This is a genomic window from Bacillus cereus group sp. N21, assembly GCF_016483395.1.
GTDB lineage: Bacteria > Bacillota > Bacilli > Bacillales > Bacillaceae_G > Bacillus_A > Bacillus_A pseudomycoides.
In genome coordinates, this window is the sequence record NZ_JAEHBX010000001.1 from 51,836 (window position 1) to 71,047 (window position 19,212).

Below are 19,212 nucleotides of genomic sequence, written 5' to 3' on the forward strand. Positions count from 1 at the left end.
TAATTATTTATGAGATTATGTGTGAATTTATATGAAGATAATTGAATGGGATATTCTAGGTAGAGAGTGAATTGGACGTATAAATTTATATTGACGGGGGTATTATCAAGAACTAAAATGAATAATACATGAGTATATTATGATTAATGAAACGAAACGTTTGTTTTGTTAATCAAATCTATACTTGAAAAGTTCAATTTTCTTATCTTGCATTAAATTACATTGAATATATAAATATTAATTTAAATATATAAATATTAATTTAAATATACGTGTTAACGCTAGGATAAATATGTATAATTTTGATTGATTTCCCCTGACTATGAAAAGTAAATATACATAGGTATATAGTTAAAACCTTACAGAGTAAGGCTTTGTTTAAAAGACTGTGCAATGTTCTATGTGTAGGATACTAACACTAATTCCTTTATAGTGTTACATGAAATAATGTAACACTATAAAGGAATTTTTGAAGATTTATTCATGCTTTAGGGTCAGTCATTGTAATAAAAATTAGGAGTGATTTTGTGCATCTTTAAACAAGTGGAAATGTGTATATTCGGATGGTGATTTGTAAATATATTCAGATGTAAATTAAATGATGTTGTTCAATATATATTTAACTTCATTTTTAATCAATTAAATAATAGTGGAGGGGAAGTATGGAGAAGGAAATAAATTTAAAAAGCTTGTTTAATATTATAAAAAGAAGATTTTGGATTATGGCAGTAATCACAATATTGGCCGGATTAGTTGGTGGGATATACAGTTTTTTTATGAAAACGCCTTTATATTCATCTTCCGCAAGGATCCTTATTCCGGCAAATCCTGAAGCAATGGGTACACTTAAAGTGATGATTAAAGAACCTGTTGTTTTAGAGAAAGTAGCTCAGCAACTAAATTTGAAAAAATCAGCAGGCGCATTAAGCGGACAGATAAGTGTTGGAAAGGTGGAAGAATCACAGATTGTCACTATAACAGCTATAGATACTAATCCAGTGCAGGCTGCCCAAATTGCTAATGTTACAGCAAATGTTTATAAAGAAGAAGCAAAATCTGTTATGAATTTCGGAAGTGTTCGTATTTTAACAGAAGCAAACGCACAAGGAAACCCTTCGCCAATAAACTTAAATCATGCAGGTACGATAGAGCTGGCCATGGCTGCCGCATTTATATTGAGTATAGGGATCGTTTTCTTATTGGATTCCCTTGATGAAACAATTAAATCGGAACGTGATATTGAAAAGTTACTACCGATCCCTGTTTTAGGAAGTGTTTCCCAAATGAAAAAAAATAATATAGTAGATAAAAACAGTAAGAAAGAAAGTGTAATGGTAGGAGGAAAAACATTTGATTCTTAATAAAAAACAAAGTCGTCCTCTTGATAATAGTAATTTAATTGCGCATACAGCTCCGAATTCGAAGGTTGCTGAGGAATATCGAACAATTCGTACTAATCTTCAGTTTGTATCTGAAGCAGATAAAAAAAGAACTATAATAATTACTTCTCCTGGATATGGGGAAGGAAAAACCATTACTGTGGCAAATTTGGCGGTTTCTATGGCTCAGCAGGATGAAAGGGTCTTAGTCATTGATGCGGATTTAAGAACTTCAGAACTACATAAAATTTTTGGAATAGAAAATAGATCGGGATTAACAAATATTCTAGAGGGAAAAGCAACGCTAGAGAAGGCGGTAATTCAGACGGAAATCAAAAATGTACATGTTTTAACAAGTGGTTCTGAAGTTAATAATCCAGCTGAGCTGCTTAGCTTACCATCCATGCAAGATTTAATTAACAAAGTAATAGAACAATATGACGTTATTTTATTTGACTCTTCACCTCTTTTGGAAGTAACAGACACGAGTATACTAGCTAGTCAGTGTGATGGCGTATTGTTGGTATTAAGTTGCAATCAAACTGCTAGTGAAGCGGTAGTTGAAGCAGAAAGAGTGTTAGGTTTAAGCAACAGTAGGTTTCTAGGGGCTATTTTGAATAAAAAGGTATAAGAGATTTATTCAAATCAGTTATGCGGGCGATGCTCATACAGTACTTTTTAGCTCATAGGGTAAGGAGGAAGGACATTCTTCGGTAAAGAATGAAAGGTCACCTATAAAAAAAGTATATGGTACGGTGATGTCTCCTTACCGCTATCAATGGAGGCACTCGATTATGCTGTGGGTTAAAACACCTTAGACGTTAGTCGTCAAGAGCGTGATGTGAGGGAGGGTTAAATGCCCGTGTTTATTTGAAGTTTCTGTCTAGAAAGTCTTTTTGAAGGATCTTGTAGACAGGAACTTTATATTAGTTAGTCATTTATTTCCTTCCTTAAATATTTAGTTAGATATATAGATAAAAATATTAGTTACAAAAAATTGAGAGAGGGGCCTATTATGACGTATCATCAAAGATTGTTTCTATTAATTTTAGTAGATTCCTTAATTGTATTAACCACGATTTTCTTTAGTCGCTTTTTAGTAAGTGCTGATTTCCACGTTATAACATTGCCTATTGTAGCAAGTGCGATGACCTTGCTTCTTAGCCATCATATTTTTTCTTTTATTTATAAGCTATATAAAAAAGCATGGGAGTATGCAAGTATAGGCGAACTACTCATTATTTTGAAAGCAGTTACACTTTCTATTATCACAACAGCAGTAGTACAAAAAATATTACTCCATGATATTTATTTCCGTCTACTTGTTGTTACTTGGATGATCCATGTTTTATTGATCGGAGGATCACGTTTTTTATGGCGAATGTTCCGAGATGCTTATATCCAAAAGGGTGACAATAAAAAACGAACGCTAATTATTGGTGCAGGTTCTGCAGGTACAATGGTTGTACGGCAGTTGTTGAATAATAATGAAACAGAATTACTACCAGTTGCTTTTATTGATGACAATATAAAGAAACACGGACTGGATATACTTGGAATACCAGTGGTCGGGGGAGTGAATCGCATTGAATCTACTGTTCAGAAATTAGGCATCGACAGTATCATAATAGCAATTCCTTCACTTAGTAAGAAAGAATTAAATATGATTTTCCAAGAGTGTTCTAAGACAAAAATGAAAACACAAATTCTTCCGATGTTAGAGGATTTAGTGACTGGAAAGGTTTCAGTAAATGAATTTCGTGATGTTCAGGTAGAAGATTTATTAGGGCGTGAGCCGGTTGAATTAGATATTGAAAGTATTTCAGATTTTATAACTAATAAAGTTATTTTAGTAACTGGTGCAGGTGGCTCAATTGGGTCTGAAATTTGTCGTCAAATCGCACATTTTAACCCAAAACAATTGATTTTATTAGGTCATGGTGAAAATAGTATCTATTCCATTGAAATGGAATTAAAAGAGCTATACAGTGACACCGATATTATCTTTACTACAGAAATTGCTGATGTGCAGGATGATATGAAAATGATGTCAGTCATGAGTCAATATCATCCTCAAGTTGTTTATCATGCTGCTGCACATAAGCATGTACCCTTAATGGAACGTAATCCTGAAGAAGCGATAAAAAATAATTTGATCGGGACAACAAATGTAGCAACAGCAGCAAGTTGGCATGGAGTTGAGACGTTTGTAATGATTTCTACAGATAAAGCTGTGAATCCTACGAGTGTAATGGGAGCGACAAAAAGGCTTGCTGAAATGGTAATCCAAAACTTAGATAAAACAAGTAGTACGAAATTTGTGGCTGTACGATTTGGAAATGTATTAGGAAGCCGTGGTAGTGTTATACCACTGTTCAAAAAGCAAATTAAGCAAGGGGGACCAGTGACTGTCACTGATCCAAAAATGATTCGTTACTTTATGACAATTCCAGAAGCATCTAAACTTGTAATACAGGCTGGGGCATTAGCTAAAGGTGGGGAGATATTCATTTTGGATATGGGTGATCCTGTCAAAATAGTGGATCTTGCGAAAAACTTAATTACATTATCAGGACATTCATTAGATGAGATACAAATAAAGTTCACTGGAATGAGACCTGGAGAGAAGCTTTTTGAAGAATTGCTGAAAAAGGAAGAAGTGCATGAGCAACAAATCCATCCTAAAATTTACATAGGTAAAACATCAAATCTTTATATAAAAGAAATTGAAGAAATTATTCAAACATACCCTAATCTTGAGAAATTAGAATTGAGAGAACAGGTATTGGCATTGGCAAATAACCGTATAGCTTCGCAAAATATAGTGTGAATGTCGATTTGAATACGTGCGTTTAGATACGTATTTTACTATTTAGAAAAATGAAGTATGTACAGGTTACAGGCTGGTTAGACAGATTATAACGAGTGTAGGGTGATATATGTGGGAAATAAAGTATTGTTCTGTGCAACGGTAGATATTCATTTTAAAGCATTTCACTTGCCGTATATGAAATGGTTTAAAGAACAGGGATGGGAAGTTCATGTTGCTGCTGCCGGCAACTTGGACCTTCCATACGTGAATAAGAAGTATGAACTTTCTATTCAAAGATCACCTTTGCAGCCCAAGAACATTAAGGCTTATAAAGAGTTGAAAGCTATCATTGATAAAAATGGATATAAAATTATTCATTGCCATACACCAATGGGGGGAGCCCTTACACGTTTGGCAGCAAGAAATGCTAGAAAATATGGAACAAAGGTTTTATATACTGCTCACGGATTCCACTTTTGTAAAGGTGCCCCGCTAATAAATTGGTTATTATATTATCCTATTGAAAAAGTAATGGCAAATTACACAGACTGCCTGATCACAATAAATCAAGAGGATTATGATCTGGCTGTTCAGCGGCGTTTCAAAGCAGTTGAAATTGAACAAGTACACGGAGTGGGAGTAGACACAGAATACTTTAAACCAGCTGATGAGATTCAAAAGCTTTGTCTGAGGAGTGAGATGGGATATAAGCCCACCGATTTCTTGATGTTCTATGCGGCTGAGTTTAATAAAAATAAAAATCAACAATTTTTGATTCGATCATTGGCTTTAATAAAGGATAGTGTCCCAAACGCAAGGCTTCTATTGGCTGGAAACGGTCCCTCACTAGAGGATTGTAAAGATTTGGCTAAGCAAATTGGCGTATTTGAAATGGTGGAATTTCTTGGTTATCGGAATGATATCTCGAAAATTTTATCCGTTTGCGATATTGCGGTTGCATCAAGTCTTCGCGAAGGTCTGCCGGTTAATATTATGGAGGCCATGGCTTGTGGGTTACCGATAATTGCAAGTGAGAACAGAGGACATTTGGAACTTGTAGAAGATAAAGTAAATGGCTATATCATTTCCAATCAAGATGCTCAAATGTTTGGTTTAAGAGTACTAGAGATGAACAAATCAAAAGACTTACTTGTAAAAATGGGTATTGAAAGCAAAAAGAAAATGCATAAATATTCGATTATTCAAGTTGAATCTGAATTGAGTTCTATTTATGGGAAATACATTCTGGAGGAAACAGATGAAACCGAAAATCAGTATAATAGTTCCTGTCTATAATGTTGAAACTTTATTAGGAAGGTGTTTAAACAGCCTAACGTCACAAACACTTGAAGATATCGAAATCATTATGGTAAACGATGGCTCAACAGATAAGAGTGCAGGTATACTTAATGAGTACGCAAAGAAAGATAAAAGAATTATAGTGATTGAAAAAGAAAACGGTGGTGTTTCTTCAGCAAGAAATGCAGGTATTCAAACCGCGAGCGGAGAATATATTGGGTTTGTTGATCCGGATGATTGGATAGACATGGACATGTATGAAACCTTGTATCAGGAAGCAGTTCAAGGTAAGGCAGACGTTGTTATGTGTACATATACTCGTGAATTTGGAAGTCATTCAAAAGAGAAGAAATTTGATCTTCCTGAAAAAGTTTGTTATGAAGGCGAAGAAATTAAAGCAAACGTAATGAGACGTTTAATCGGTCCTATAAATGAAGAAATAGGAAATCCAGAATTCTTAGATGCTTGGGGAACTGTTTGGTCAAAGCTTTATCGTTCTGAGGTTATTAAAGAAAACGCGATTCAGTTTGTGGATTTAAGTTTTATTGGTACAAATGAGGACTCATTATTTAATATACAGACATTTTATTATATTGATAAATTTGTTTTTTTAAATAAGCCTTTTTATCATTACTGGAAAACAAATGCAGCTTCCGTCACGTCTAATTACAAACCGGAATTGATGAATCAATGGTTTAACCTTTATGACATAATCGAGCAATTTTTAGAAGATAAGCAGCTATCAGGAAAATTTCGATTAGCCTTAAATAATCGTATTTGTCTTAATACGCTCGGACTTGGCTTAAATACAATGAGTAAAAGTAATCGCATATCTCCATTAACGAAATTTAACAGATTAAGTAAAATACTAAATGATAATCGGATAAGGCGTTCTTTTAAACAATTAGAGATGAATCACTTCCCTATTGTTTGGAAGGCGTTTTACTTTTGCGTAAAATATAGGTTTACCGCAGGGTATTATTTTATGTTAGTGGCAATAGATTCACTCAGAAAGATGATGAGATAGGAGTGGTACTCTTGAAACCTATTCGTATACTTCAAGTAGTTACCGTCATGAATCGCGGCGGGCTTGAAACTATGTTGATGAATTATTATCGAAGAATAGATCGTAGTAAGATTCAATTTGATTTTATGGTACATAGAACAGATAAGGGACATTATGATGATGAAATAATGAAGCTTGGCGGGAAGATTTATCGAATGCCACAGATACGACCTGGAAATTATCGCCGTTATTTTAAATTACTCAAAGAGTTCTTTGCTACTAATCCTGAATATAAAGTAGTACATTCCCATATCAATGAGAACAGTAGTTTTGTATTAAGAGCAGCGAAAAATGCAGGTGTTCCATGCCGTATTGCGCATAGTCATTTAAGTGATTTAGGTATTGATATAAAACTTCCTTTTCGACTATATGCAAGATTTATGATGAAAGACAATCCGACTGCATATTTTGCATGTTCGAAAAAAGCAGGAGAATGGTTGTTTGGAAAGAAACAGACAAATTCTAATGAAGTAACGGTTCTAAATAACGCAGTGAATGTTGAAGAATTTAAATATAATGAAAGTAAAAGAAATAAAGTAAGAGAAGAAATTGGGGCAAATGATAATACGTTAGTTATAGGGCATGTAGGAAGATTTAATAAGCAAAAGAATCATGAATTCTTAATAGATATTTTCCATGCTGTACATAAAAAGAATCCAGAATCCATACTGACTCTCATAGGAGAGGGTACCCTACGTGCAAGCATTGAAAAAAAAGTTGCTGACTTAGGGTTGTCTTCTGAAGTCAGATTTCTAGGAACTAGAACCGATATCCCGCAATTGATGCAAGGATTTGATATTTTTCTTTTTCCTTCGCTTTTTGAAGGCTTGCCAGTTGTACTAGTGGAAGCACAGGCTGCAGGTTTAAATTGTGTGGTGTCTGATGCAATTACTAGTGAATCTAACTTGACTGACCGAATGAAATTTATGAGCTTAAAGAGTTCAACGGAATTATGGGCAGATTATATTCTTTCCTCATCATTGGAGCATGAGGATACAACAAATGTAATGCAAAATAGTGGCTATGATACGGCTACTATGGCAAACTGGTTGACAGATTACTATTATGCACATGCCTATAAATAATAAAAATTTGATGCAGGAGGGTTTGCAATGACGCCACTCTTAACCGTTTTTACGCCTACATATAATCGTGCATATACCCTTCATTTATGTTATGAAAGTTTAAAGAGGCAAAAATGTAAAGATTTTATTTGGTTAATTATTGATGATGGCTCTAATGATAACACAAAGGAACTTATTGATACTTGGATTGTAGAAGATGTCGTTCCCATTCGTTATCATTACCAAGAAAATCAAGGTATGCATGGGGCACACAATACCGCTTATGAATTAATTGATACAGAATTAAATGTGTGTATAGACTCGGATGATTATATGGCTGAAGATGCTGTTGAAAAGATTGCTTCATTTTGGAAGGCACATGGAAGTAAGAAGTGTGCTGGAATAGTCGGGTTGGATGCGAAACAGAATGGAGAAATCATTGGAACTAAAATGCCATCTAATATTAAATCTTCCACACTGTCAAGTTTGTATGGTCTTCATGGGGTCAGAGGCGATAAGAAACTAGTTTATCGTTCGGAATTGACAAGAAATTCTTTGCCATATCCTATATTTTCAGGAGAAAAGTACTGTCCGCTCAGTTATAAGTATATTTTAATTGATCAACAATGTCCTTTACTTATTATGAATGAAGTCTTATGCCATGTGGAATATTTAGATGATGGTTCGAGTATGAACATGATTAAACAATATAAGAAAAATCCGCGTGGGTTTTTATTCTTCAGAAAGGTTGCTATGCAGTATGCTCCTTCTTTTAAGGAGAGATTTCGAGAATCCATACATTATGTATCTAGTAATCTGATGATTAGAAATTATGCTTTTCTTAAAGAATCACCATGTAAGGGTACTACTTTCCTGGCGATACCTTTCGGGATTCTTCTCTATCTTTATATACAGAATACAAGTAATAAAACCGTTTCGAAGCGCCATTAAGAGGCTGAAGGTATACCGGTAATTGTTGTGTAAGCTTGCAATAATTGGCTAATGAATCTGTTAATATATTTATGTGTAAATATATCTATTTTCTTCAGTGCTTTTGCATGTCTAAGTTACTTGCTTGTTTGCTGTGTGGAAGGAGTTATGGAATGACTATATTATGGATAAACCTTTTTGTAGTTTACATTTTATCTTTTTTTTCAAGATATTCTGCAAAGAGCATGAGCAATGGGATCGTTCCAGTTCAACCAAATAAAATGCTTAGTTTCTTGGCAATGGCATCGCTTGTTATTGTATCGGGACTTAGAAATAATATTGGTGATACTTATTTTTACATGTATTCCTATGCCCACAATGAATTCAGTTGGAGCAATATTGATTTCTCAGGGGATTTTGGGTTTGATCTTTTACAGATGTTTCTGCAACACTTCTCAAAAGATCCGCAGATAATGGTATTTTTTGTCGCCTTAGTGACAAATGTATTAATTGTAATAACTCTTTATAAATACTCCCGGATGCTTGAATTAGCCTTATTTGTATATATTACAGGTGGAATGTATTTAGTATCCATGAATGGAATCAGGCAGTTTTTAGCAGCATCTATTGTCTTTCTGGCCACAAAATATATTTTTAATGGAAATTGGAAAAAATATATTTTAGTTGTACTTTTAGCAGCTATGATTCATAAGTCAGCGCTTGTTTTAATCCCAATTTATTTTTTGGTTAGGAGAAAGGCTTGGGCATGGGATACGTACGTATTGCTGTTCTTCTCGGTCATTATAGTAATTGGGTTTAACCAATTCTCATCAGCTTTGTTCTCGGCATTAGAATCAACTCAGTATGGACACTACAAGGACTTTGCAGAGGGAGGAGCAAATGTATTACGTGTTGCAGTTAGTGCTGTGCCAATAGTTCTTGCATATCTTGGAAAAGAAAAATTAAGAGAAGTCTTTCCGAAAAGTGATTACATTGTAAACATGTCTTTAATTGGTTTAGTGTTCATGATTATTTCAACGCAAAATTGGATATTTGCAAGATTCACCATTTATTTCAGTTTATATCAATTAATTTTAATTTCATGGATTGTTGTATTATTTTCTAAAAAGGATAGGAATTTCGTATATTACGGACTTTTATTGTGTTATCTCATTTATTATTTTTACGAGAGTGTAATAAGTTTAGGCATCATTTATACAAGTAAATATCTATCTTTATAGATTTTTCAGTAACACTACTTCTAAGTATAAATTTAAGCATATCGGGGGGAGCGTGTATCAATTGGAGAACGTGAGGAAAATTCCATCAACCATACATTATTGTTGGTTTGGTGGTAGAGAGAAACCTGAGATTGTACAAAAATGCATAGATAGCTGGAAGAAGAACCTCCCAGAATATGAAATTATTGAGTGGAATGAAAATAATTTTGACATAGAATGTAACTTATATGTCAAAGAAGCCTATGATTCGAAAAAATTTGCATTTGTAAGTGATTATGTAAGGGTATATGTTCTTTATAAGTTTGGAGGTATTTATTTAGATACCGATGTAGAGGTATTCAAACCTTTTGATAATATGCTCCATCATGATTCATTTTGGGGATTTGAACAAGAAAATTACATAGCGACAAGTACTATAGGAGCTATGAAAGGAAATAAGTTGATTAAAATGTTTTTGGATTCATATGAAGGAAAAGGGTTCATCAAAGAGGATGGAAAACATGATGATTTAACCAATGTGGCGGTTGTAACTAATATACTAAAAAATGCAGGATTGAAATTAAATGGAGAATATCAAGAAATAAGCGGTATGGGAGCTTTTTATCCACAAACTTATTTTTCTCCATATGATTATATCAATTGCAGAAAATTTATAACTGAAAATACATATGCAATGCATCATTTTTATAAAAGTTGGTTGCCTCCTAAAGTAAGAATCAAGAGTAATATAAAATTGATTTTAGCGAAAATCATAGGCGGAAATAACGTTGCTAGGCTAAGAAAATATGTGATGGGAAAAGAAGCTTTTAAGGAGAATACACATGATTAAGGTATTCAAGAAAATAGTTCAAACGATAGTTGCAGAAAGCCGTAATAGAGGACTGTACTTTACTATACTAATGAATATTTCGCATGTAATTGGTGCATTAAGAGGTGCCTTCTATAAGGTAGTATATTTTCGTAATATAAAGTGTTCAATCTTTTTTCTTCAAGCAAATAGCAAGATTGAGATTTTCAATAAGCGTTCAAAAGTCAATATTGGAAAGTTTGTATTTGTAAGAAAGAATGCCAGCATTAGACTGGATTTTGACGGAGTATTAGATATAGAAGAAAAAGTATTTATTAATGATAACTGTAATATCAACTGTGTAAATAGAATATCGATTGGAAGAAGTACAAAAATAGGGCCAAATGTGAGTATTAATGACCACGATCATAATTATAAAAACCCTGCAGATAGCCATCTGATAAAAGGTAAGGTAAAGATAGGGAAGAATGTTTGGATTGGTTCTAATGTAGTTATATTGAAGGATACTGTTATAGGTGATAATACCGTAATAGCCGCCGGAAGCGTTGTAAAAGGGCATATTCCTTCTAATACGTTATTTGTGAATAAAAGAGAGAATATGTGTATTGATCGCACTAGTTTAAGCAGCTAATAAAAAGTTTATTCCATATGAATTCATATACTGCGATTGCTTTCATTTACTTACATCAAAACAAAACATGAACGTGAGGAAGCGTATGAAAAAAAATGTTTTAATCTCTATCTATGATATGGAAATTGGTGGAGTAGAAAGAAGCTTAATTAATATGCTGGAAAGCTTCGACTATGATACATACAACATAGATTTATTGATATTTAATCATACTGGAGAGTTCTTAAATTTAGTACCTAATAAAGTTAACGTACTACCACAGATAGGTGGATATACCGTCTTTAGGAAGTCAATTGTGCAATGTATACGTGAAGGATATTTTGGGGCAGGAATCACAAGAATAATAAGTAAGTATATGGCAGGGAGAATATCGAAAAAAAGACAGTTAAAGGAAGGTTCGGGATATATTCAGATGCAGCTTGTGTCAAAGTATGCAGCATATTTTTTGCCTAAACAGAAAAAAAAGTATGACTTTGCGATTAGTTACGCATGGCCACATAATCCTTTAGCTGATACTGTAAGTGCTGATAAGAAGATAGCTTGGATTCACACAGATTATAGCACACTAGAAATTGATAATAAAATTGACTTTGCTATGTGGAATAAATTTGATTACATAGCATCTATATCAGATGAATGCACAAAAGCGTTTTTAACTGTATATCCATCGCTAAAAGATAAAATTTTACAAATAGAAAATATTACTTCACCCAAATTTATTCAGAAGATGGCTGAAGATACTGTAAGTTTTAATAAACAAGGTAACAGTGCTTTTAATATTTTATCGGTTGGAAGGTTGTCATATGCGAAAGGGTTTGATGTTGCTATAAAAGCCCTTAAAGCATTACATAATAAGGGGTTAAACAATATAAAATGGTATGTGATAGGATACGGATCGGATGAATCTAACCTTAAGGAATTGATAAAGGAACAACAGTTAGAAGACAGTTTTATACTATTAGGCAAACAAACTAACCCATATCCGTATATGAAGTTATGTGATTTATACGTTCAACCGTCCAGATATGAGGGAAAGGCAGTTACGGTTACGGAAGCTAAAATCCTTGAAAAGCCTATATTGATAACTAATTATCCTACTGCAGCCAGCCAATTGGATGATGGAATTGAGGGCATTATATGCGATTCAAGTGTAGAGGGGTTAGTCGAAGGCATCGAAAATTTATATAGAGATGATGAACTAAGGAAAACATTAATTAATAATTTGCGAGATAGAGATTACAGTAATAACGCTGAGTTGAATAAGCTATATAAAATTATCCCGCATTAACGGGTAGTAAGACCTCCACCTCAAAGTTCGGCGAAAACAAAGGAGTTAGGTGGGGGATCAACTGCCCGTAAAAGCCCGATTCGTTCAACTAATTAAAGTTTCACTTTATAGGCGCCTAAACAATCAATACATCAAGTATAGGAGACAACAATAAAGGTGTATTTATGATGATAGCGTAAGAGATTTCTCGTAAAGGTGTGATTTAGGCATGAGCCAAAAAGTAAGTGTAATAATACCAGTTTATAATGCAGGGAAATATATCACTCGGTGCATAGAGTCACTTTTAAATCAGACACTCCAAGAGTGTGAGTTTATATTTATTAATGATGGCTCGATAGACGATAGCAGGGAAATCATTGAGGGATATAAACAAGTAGATGACAGGATAATACTTATAAATCAAGTAAATCAAGGTGTAAGTATTGCAAGAAATAAGGGCTTACATTTAGCCGCTGGAGAATATGTGGGATTTGTTGATGCTGATGATTGTATAGAAAAGGATATGTATGAAACACTATATAACTCAGTAAAACAAAGTAATTGTGATGTAGTTATATCAAATTTTAAGGGCGAGACGGAAGGGCATAAGGTAATTACAACATATCCATTTCCTATAGATATTGTTCTTGAAAAAGATTATATAGAGCAAGAAGTATTACCTTATTTCCTTAAGGCAGATAATTTAAATACTGTTGTAAATAAGATCTATAGAAATAATTTAATTAAAGAAAATAACGTTAAATTCCCAAGCGGAATTGCATTGGGGGAAGATGGAATGTTTAACGTTGCATTCTTTAGTGGTGCAACTCGTATGAAATATGTAGATTATGTAGGTTACCATTACAAGGAGGTAGCTGGTAGTGCTACCAGAAACATATCCGAAAAAGATTATTTTCAGAGGGCTGTAGAAGTATATACTATGGAATTACCCCAAATATATACTGATAAAATTGATAGAGTAAGAATAAGTAAATTAAGGTCAATAAAGTTTATTAATAGTGTAATGTCCTATATACATGTTTATTTTACACCATCTAAAGATGTAAGTTTCAATAAGCGGTATAAATACGTAAAAAGTATGATACGAAATAAACATGTGAGAGAGGCACTACCTATATATTATAGTGAAATTTATAACAAGCTAGGAAGATATGAGCGGTTAATAATAAATTTAATAAAGAGACAATCAACTGTTGGGCTGTATTGCGTTACAGCTTACAGTAGATTCAGAAATAAATAATAGTGAGGGAGTTTAAGTATGAAAATTATGATGTTTGCCCATGGTGGAAGTCTTAATAGGGGATGTGAGGCTATTGTTCGTTCCTCTACTAATATCATAAAAGAAAAGGTAGATGAAACAAAGATATATTTGGTATCAAGTAAGCCTGAAACAGATAAGATTATAACAAAGTTAGATGGAATATATGATGGTTCTACTAAGAATATAGCGAAGTACTCATACGATTGGTGGATGGCTTTACTTAAAGTAAAATTATTTAATGATGAATCTTATGCAATAGCTAAAATGGAAGATAATATAATTAAACATATAAAGAATATGGATGTATGTTTATCTATAGGTGGAGATAATTATTGTTACGGGGAACAGCCTGCATTGTATGAAATAAATAAAAAAGTAAAAGCAGCAGGAAAGAAGTTAGTGTTATGGGGATGTTCTATAGGTGAAGAGGATATGTCTGAGAGAAAGTTAGGAGACTTAAAACAGTTTGATTTAATATTAGCTCGTGAAACTCTTACCTATAATATGTTGAAAAACAAGGGACTTAATAACGTTAAATTGTGTGCAGATCCTGCATTTACCATGGAGAAAGAAGAGTTGGAATTACCTAAAGGATGGCAAGATGGCAATACAATAGGTCTTAATTTTAGTCCACTTGTATGGAATAGAAACAAGGATTCACAAGTTGCAGTAAGAGATTTAATTAACCATATACTAGATACTACAGATTCAACAATTGCTCTCACACCGCATGTTATGCAGGATGGGAATAACGATTATGAAGTTCTGTATACATATTATGAGGAATTTAAAAATACAGGTAGGGTAATTATATTACCAAACAATTTAAATGCAATACAATATAAAGGGTATATAGCTAGGATGCGATTCTTTATAGGAGCTAGAACACATGCCACGATAGCGGCTTACTCAAATTGTGTTCCAACTATGGTATTGGGATACAGTATAAAATCGAAGGGAATAGCTAAAGACTTATTTGGAGAAGAGAAATTAGTCTTAAATATAGAAGAAATATCTAATAGTAATAAATTAAAAGCTAAATTCGATGAGATGGTAAGAGAAGAAGATCAATTGAAGAGCAAACTAGAGCAAACTATGCCTAATATTAAAAAAATGTCATATAAAGCGGTAGAATACTTACAAGAATTAGCTAAGTAAATCGAGGTATATTATGAAAAAAAATTTATTATTTGTTATGCCTAGTCTATCTGCTGGTGGTGGAGAAAAGAGTCTAGTAAACTTATTATCTCAAATAGATTATCAGTTATATAATGTAGATTTATTTTTGTTTAACCATGAAGGTATATTTATGGAATTTGTACCAAAAGATGTACAAATTTTACCTATACCAGAAACATATAAGACGTTTACTTTACCTTTGTTTAAATCGGTCAAAACGTTTTTATTAAAAGGAGAAATATCGCTGGCCTATAATAGATGTATGTTCACCATAAAGAATAGAGCAGGAAAAAATACATCGATAAAGGAACAATACAGCTGGAAATATATCGCTAAGTCTTTAAATGAAATTGAGAAACAGTATGATGCTACTATAGGGTTTTTAGAAAAAACCGCTACATATTTTTGTGTAGATAAGGTGAAAGCACATAAGAAAATAGGATGGGTACATATTGACTATAATAAATTAGGGATGGATTCGAACTTTGATGCTTTGTACTTCAGAAAGCTAAACAATATAGTTACAGTATCGGAAGAGTGTGCCAATATTCTAAAAAACAGATTTCCTAATCAAAAAGATGAGATAAGCGTTATTTATAATATTGTATCACCGACAATGATACATAAAATGGCTAACCAGGAAAATAAGGATGTTTATACTAAGAAAGATAATGAAATTATTATACTTTCAGTAGGTAGGCTGCACTACCAAAAAGGCTTTGAAATGGCTATAGAATCCTGTAAGAAACTAATAGATAAAGGGTATAAAGTAAAGTGGAATATTATAGGAGAGGGCGAGGAAAGAGAACAACTGACTAATTTGATAAAAGCAAATAAATTAGAAAACAATTTCAAATTGTTAGGATTAAAATCTAATCCTTATCCGTATATAAAACAAGCAGATATTTATGCACAGACATCTAAATTTGAAGGGAAATCTATAGCAATTGATGAGGCGAAAATATTGAATAAGCCTATACTTGTTACTGATTTTAGTACCGCGAAAGATCAAATTGACAATGAAATAAATGGATTAATTGTAGATATGAAGCCGGAGGCTATTGCAAAAGGAATTGAGAGGCTTATAAAAGATACAGAATTAAGAAAAAAATTAGTAAATAACCTTTCGAAAGAGAAATTAGGAACGGAAGAAGAAATATATAAGTTATATGAAATTCTATAATGGGTGAGGTTCATGAAAAAAAAAATATTATTTATAATGAATAATTTAAATTGTGGTGGGGCTGAAAAAGCCCTAATTTCTTTATTGGGCATTATAGATTATTCTAAATACAAAGTGGATTTATTTTTATTTAAGCATGAAGGAATATTTATAAATAAGTTACCAAAAGAAGTCACTCTATTACCTGAACCAATAAAGTATAAATATTTTGATATGCCTATAAAAAGGTCTTTGACAGAATTAATGAAAATAGGAGATTTTAAAACGACATTTTCTAGAGGAGTATTAGGGTATCTGGCTAAGACAGAAACGAATGGAGCTATAATCGAACAAAAAATATGGAAATACATGTCGAAATCAATAGATGAAATCAATAAGGAATATGATGTAGCGATAGGATTTCAAGAAAAAAACCCTATATATTTCTGTGTAGACAAGGTAAAAGCGAAAAAAAAGATTGGATGGATACACACGGATTATAATAAATTAGGGATTGATTATAGTAAAGAAAAATTTTATTTTGGTAAACTAGATCATATAGTGACTGTATCAGAAGAGTTAGTTAATATTTTAAGGGATAATTTCCCTGAATATAGAAAGAAAATTGGATGTATACACAATATAGTTTCTTCAAGAATGATAAGGAAAATGTCATTAGAGAAAGTTGATTTTAAAGAAGAGAACGATAGAAGTATATCATTAATTTCGGTAGGAAGATTGGCTAAAGAAAAGGGATTAGATATCTCTTTAGAAGCATTTAATATACTCGTAAAAAAAGGGTACGATCTTAAATGGTATTTGATTGGAGAAGGCAACGTAAGAGAAGAACTTGAAAGACGTATAAGGGAAGAAAAACTAGAAAAAAGAGTAATTTTATTAGGTATAAAAGAAAATCCATATCCATACATAAAGCAAGCAGATATATATATACAGACATCCAGATATGAAGGTAAATCTATTTCTATAGATGAGGCAAAAATACTGGCAAAACCAATATTAATTACTAATTTTGAGACAGCTAATAATCATATAAGAAATAATATCAATGGAGTAATTGCAGAGATGAACCCTATGTCAGTGGCAAAGCATCTTGAGTTATTAATAAAAGAAGAAAAATTAAGAATTAAGTTTATCGATAATCTCAAGAAAGAAGAATTAGGGACAGAGGATGAAGTGAATCATTTGTATAATTTAATGAACAGTTAAGTGTAGCGTTTAAAAATAAGTTAAATAATGAAATACATTCACTGGAGGCAATTATGTTTAATCGGATAAAAAAATCTTTAATGGTAAGATTAGGAATGGTATCTCTTGAGGATTTAACGGTAGAAGCGTGTTTGCAAAGAGGTATGAAGGTAGGGGAAAATTGTAGTGGATTAGCTGGAAGTACAATTGACTATGCTCATTGTTGGCTAATAGAAATAGGTGATAATGTTACATTTGCACCTCAAGTCTATCTCCTTGCACATGACGCCAGTACGAAACGGTATTTAGATTATACAAAAATAGCAAAAGTAAAAATAGAAGACCATGCATTTATAGGGGCAAGGGCTTTAATTATGCCGGGGGTTACAATAGGGAAAAATGCTATTGTGGCCGCGGGAAGTGTAGTAACAAAATCGGTTCCTGAAGGGTGCATAGTTGGAGGAAATCCCGCGAAAATTATAGGGAAAACAAAGGATTATATCAATAAGCACAAATTAAATCTAAAGACAGCAAATCGTTATGATAAAAACTGGACAATAGGTGAGAATATCACACCAGACATGTGTACTAAAATGTCAGAAGAATTAGGTAGTACTGTTGGATATGTTAAATGAGTATTTAAATTATTTTCACGTTGAAAGGGCAATATAAAGATGATATTTCAAATTTTGAGCTATATTGTAATTTTTATTATTTTAATGGTTATTACCATAGACTTAGTACCTGTAATAAAAGATTGGGTGCTGAGAATTCATATGGGGAGATATGAAGATAAATCCATATGGAATGAGACTATAACTAAAAAAGGGTCTAAGTGGTTACTAAACACACCAAAAATAAAAGTAACAGACAATACAAGATTAGTTGTAATAGATATGTTGAAAGGGAATTATACGAAAAGCACGATACAACATTGGCAAGAAGCATCATTAGTATTAGGCTTATCTGAGTATGTAAAACATAATGATGATAAGGAAATGAAATCTGAGATTGAAAAATTTTTGAATTCGAAATTTGATAGTAATGGTCAATGGCTAGAAAAACCTAAGCATATAGACGGAGCTATACTTGCTTACGCTATTATGAAGTTGGAATATATTGATATAAACAAATACAAAAAAGCATTAGATTATACATGGGAAATGATTAAGGATCATATAGGTGAGGACGGCACAGTAGAATATAGGAAGTTTATGAAAAGCTACAGATATGTAGATACTATAGGGTTTATATGCCCCTTTTTAGTTTGTTACGGTACTAAATTTAACAAAGATGATTGTATAGATTTAGCAGTGAAACAAATTAAAGAGTATGAGCAATATGGAATGTTAGACAAACATTCACTACCATGTCATGTTTACAAGATTGAGAATAAAGTTCCTCTTGGATTATACGGATGGGGAAGAGGACTTGGTTGGTTTGCTATAGGTCTTATAGATGCGTGGAATGAATTGCCACAAGATAGTAAATATAAATTTGCTTTCGAAGAAAGTGTTAAAAGATTCGCGGAAGCTGCAATGAGCTTTCAACAAGATAATGGTAGTTGGAATTGGACTGTAACTAGAAATGAGAGTAGGTCTGACTCTTCCGCTACAGCTACGCTAGGCTGGTTTATGTTAAATGCCTCAAAGATAGAGAAGGTATCAAAAGAATGCCTAGATAGCACAGAAAAGGCTATGAGTTATTTAATGAAAGTTACGAGGAAAGATGGGGCAGTTGACTTTTCTCAAGGCGATACAAAAGACATAGGGGTGTATTCCACACTGTTCAATATATTGCCGTTTACTCAAGGGTTCTGCATTAGATTAATCAATTCATATTTAAGTAGGAACTAAACCTTCATCCCCTTTACTCATATTTGTATG

17 protein-coding genes are annotated in these 19,212 nt (G+C 32.8%); all 17 read left to right on the plus strand.

What is annotated here, in order from left to right; translation table 11 throughout:
- The first annotated feature begins 662 nt into the window (after nt 1–662).
- The 17 genes from JDS96_RS00270 (at nt 663) to JDS96_RS00350 (ending at nt 19,182) form a co-directional block, all read left to right on the plus strand.
- Entirely contained in the window at nt 663–1,361 is a 699-nt protein-coding gene (locus JDS96_RS00270; protein WP_003202114.1) for a YveK family protein, read from the plus strand.
- Nucleotides 1,351–2,010 carry a CpsD/CapB family tyrosine-protein kinase gene (locus JDS96_RS00275; RefSeq protein WP_016112647.1) on the plus strand — a complete coding sequence of 220 codons (660 nt, stop codon included), beginning with the start codon at nt 1,351–1,353 and terminating at the stop codon, nt 2,008–2,010. Before JDS96_RS00270 ends, JDS96_RS00275 begins: the two co-directional genes overlap by 11 nt.
- A gap of 384 nt (nt 2,011–2,394) precedes the next feature.
- The gene (locus JDS96_RS00280) at nt 2,395–4,209 is read left to right on the plus strand and encodes a polysaccharide biosynthesis protein (RefSeq protein ID WP_003202117.1); all 1,815 of its coding nucleotides are present in this window, start codon (nt 2,395–2,397) and stop codon (nt 4,207–4,209) included.
- Nucleotides 4,210–4,320: 111 nt separating this feature from the next.
- Entirely contained in the window at nt 4,321–5,487 is a 1,167-nt protein-coding gene (locus tag JDS96_RS00285) for a glycosyltransferase family 4 protein (RefSeq protein ID WP_199665699.1), read from the plus strand.
- On the plus strand, nt 5,450–6,517 hold the full coding sequence (locus JDS96_RS00290; RefSeq protein ID WP_199665700.1) for a glycosyltransferase: 1,068 nt from the start codon (nt 5,450–5,452) through the stop codon (nt 6,515–6,517). The genes JDS96_RS00285 and JDS96_RS00290 overlap by 38 nt, the downstream gene beginning before the upstream one ends.
- A gap of 11 nt (nt 6,518–6,528) precedes the next feature.
- On the plus strand, nt 6,529–7,641 hold the full coding sequence (locus tag JDS96_RS00295) for a glycosyltransferase family 1 protein (RefSeq protein WP_199665701.1): 1,113 nt from the start codon (nt 6,529–6,531) through the stop codon (nt 7,639–7,641).
- Nucleotides 7,642–7,668: 27 nt separating this feature from the next.
- The gene (locus JDS96_RS00300) at nt 7,669–8,571 is read left to right on the plus strand and encodes a glycosyltransferase family 2 protein (RefSeq protein WP_199665702.1); all 903 of its coding nucleotides are present in this window, start codon (nt 7,669–7,671) and stop codon (nt 8,569–8,571) included.
- A 152-nt stretch (nt 8,572–8,723) separates the two neighbouring features.
- Nucleotides 8,724–9,791, plus strand: coding sequence for an EpsG family protein (locus JDS96_RS00305; protein ID WP_199665703.1), 1,068 nt, complete (start codon nt 8,724–8,726; stop codon nt 9,789–9,791).
- Between the two features lie 61 nt (nt 9,792–9,852).
- Nucleotides 9,853–10,620, plus strand: a complete 768-nt coding sequence (locus JDS96_RS00310; RefSeq protein ID WP_026008498.1) for a glycosyltransferase family 32 protein — start codon at nt 9,853–9,855, stop codon at nt 10,618–10,620.
- Nucleotides 10,613–11,230, plus strand: coding sequence for an acyltransferase (locus JDS96_RS00315; protein WP_199665704.1), 618 nt, complete (start codon nt 10,613–10,615; stop codon nt 11,228–11,230). The genes JDS96_RS00310 and JDS96_RS00315 overlap by 8 nt, the downstream gene beginning before the upstream one ends.
- An 85-nt stretch (nt 11,231–11,315) precedes the next feature.
- Entirely contained in the window at nt 11,316–12,518 is a 1,203-nt protein-coding gene (locus tag JDS96_RS00320; protein WP_199665705.1) for a glycosyltransferase, read from the plus strand.
- A 208-nt stretch (nt 12,519–12,726) separates the two neighbouring features.
- Nucleotides 12,727–13,758: a glycosyltransferase gene (locus JDS96_RS00325; protein WP_003202137.1), complete on the plus strand. Its 1,032-nt coding sequence runs from the start codon at nt 12,727–12,729 to the stop codon at nt 13,756–13,758.
- A gap of 18 nt (nt 13,759–13,776) precedes the next feature.
- Nucleotides 13,777–14,937 (plus strand): polysaccharide pyruvyl transferase family protein, encoded by a 1,161-nt coding sequence (locus JDS96_RS00330; RefSeq protein ID WP_003202141.1) that lies wholly within the window; start codon nt 13,777–13,779, stop codon nt 14,935–14,937.
- A gap of 13 nt (nt 14,938–14,950) precedes the next feature.
- The gene (locus tag JDS96_RS00335) at nt 14,951–16,141 is read left to right on the plus strand and encodes a glycosyltransferase (RefSeq protein ID WP_003202144.1); all 1,191 of its coding nucleotides are present in this window, start codon (nt 14,951–14,953) and stop codon (nt 16,139–16,141) included.
- 12 nt (nt 16,142–16,153) lie between these two features.
- Nucleotides 16,154–17,347 (plus strand): glycosyltransferase, encoded by a 1,194-nt coding sequence (locus tag JDS96_RS00340; protein ID WP_199665706.1) that lies wholly within the window; start codon nt 16,154–16,156, stop codon nt 17,345–17,347.
- Nucleotides 17,348–17,400: 53 nt separating this feature from the next.
- Nucleotides 17,401–17,961: an acyltransferase gene (locus JDS96_RS00345; RefSeq protein ID WP_033796571.1), complete on the plus strand. Its 561-nt coding sequence runs from the start codon at nt 17,401–17,403 to the stop codon at nt 17,959–17,961.
- Between the two features lie 39 nt (nt 17,962–18,000).
- Complete coding sequence (locus tag JDS96_RS00350; RefSeq protein WP_098124851.1) at nt 18,001–19,182, plus strand: glycoside hydrolase family 88 protein; 1,182 nt, start codon at nt 18,001–18,003, stop codon at nt 19,180–19,182.
- Nucleotides 19,183–19,212: the final 30 nt, after the last annotated feature.

Excerpts from the sequence above, each read along its gene's own strand:
- JDS96_RS00325 (WP_003202137.1), top strand. The coding sequence starts at position 12,727 with ATGAGCCAAAAAGTAAGTGTAATAATACCAGTTTATAATGCAGGGAAA.
- JDS96_RS00305 (WP_199665703.1), top strand. The coding sequence starts at position 8,724 with ATGACTATATTATGGATAAACCTTTTTGTAGTTTACATTTTATCTTTT.
- JDS96_RS00330 (WP_003202141.1), top strand. The coding sequence starts at position 13,777 with ATGAAAATTATGATGTTTGCCCATGGTGGAAGTCTTAATAGGGGATGT.
- JDS96_RS00315 (WP_199665704.1), top strand. The coding sequence starts at position 10,613 with ATGATTAAGGTATTCAAGAAAATAGTTCAAACGATAGTTGCAGAAAGC.
- JDS96_RS00300 (WP_199665702.1), top strand. The coding sequence starts at position 7,669 with ATGACGCCACTCTTAACCGTTTTTACGCCTACATATAATCGTGCATAT.
- JDS96_RS00290 (WP_199665700.1), top strand. The coding sequence starts at position 5,450 with ATGAAACCGAAAATCAGTATAATAGTTCCTGTCTATAATGTTGAAACT.
- JDS96_RS00280 (WP_003202117.1), top strand. The coding sequence starts at position 2,395 with ATGACGTATCATCAAAGATTGTTTCTATTAATTTTAGTAGATTCCTTA.
- JDS96_RS00350 (WP_098124851.1), top strand. The coding sequence starts at position 18,001 with ATGATATTTCAAATTTTGAGCTATATTGTAATTTTTATTATTTTAATG.
- JDS96_RS00345 (WP_033796571.1), top strand. The coding sequence starts at position 17,401 with ATGTTTAATCGGATAAAAAAATCTTTAATGGTAAGATTAGGAATGGTA.
- JDS96_RS00335 (WP_003202144.1), top strand. The coding sequence starts at position 14,951 with ATGAAAAAAAATTTATTATTTGTTATGCCTAGTCTATCTGCTGGTGGT.
- JDS96_RS00270 (WP_003202114.1), top strand. The coding sequence starts at position 663 with ATGGAGAAGGAAATAAATTTAAAAAGCTTGTTTAATATTATAAAAAGA.
- JDS96_RS00320 (WP_199665705.1), top strand. The coding sequence starts at position 11,316 with ATGAAAAAAAATGTTTTAATCTCTATCTATGATATGGAAATTGGTGGA.
- JDS96_RS00340 (WP_199665706.1), top strand. The coding sequence starts at position 16,154 with ATGAAAAAAAAAATATTATTTATAATGAATAATTTAAATTGTGGTGGG.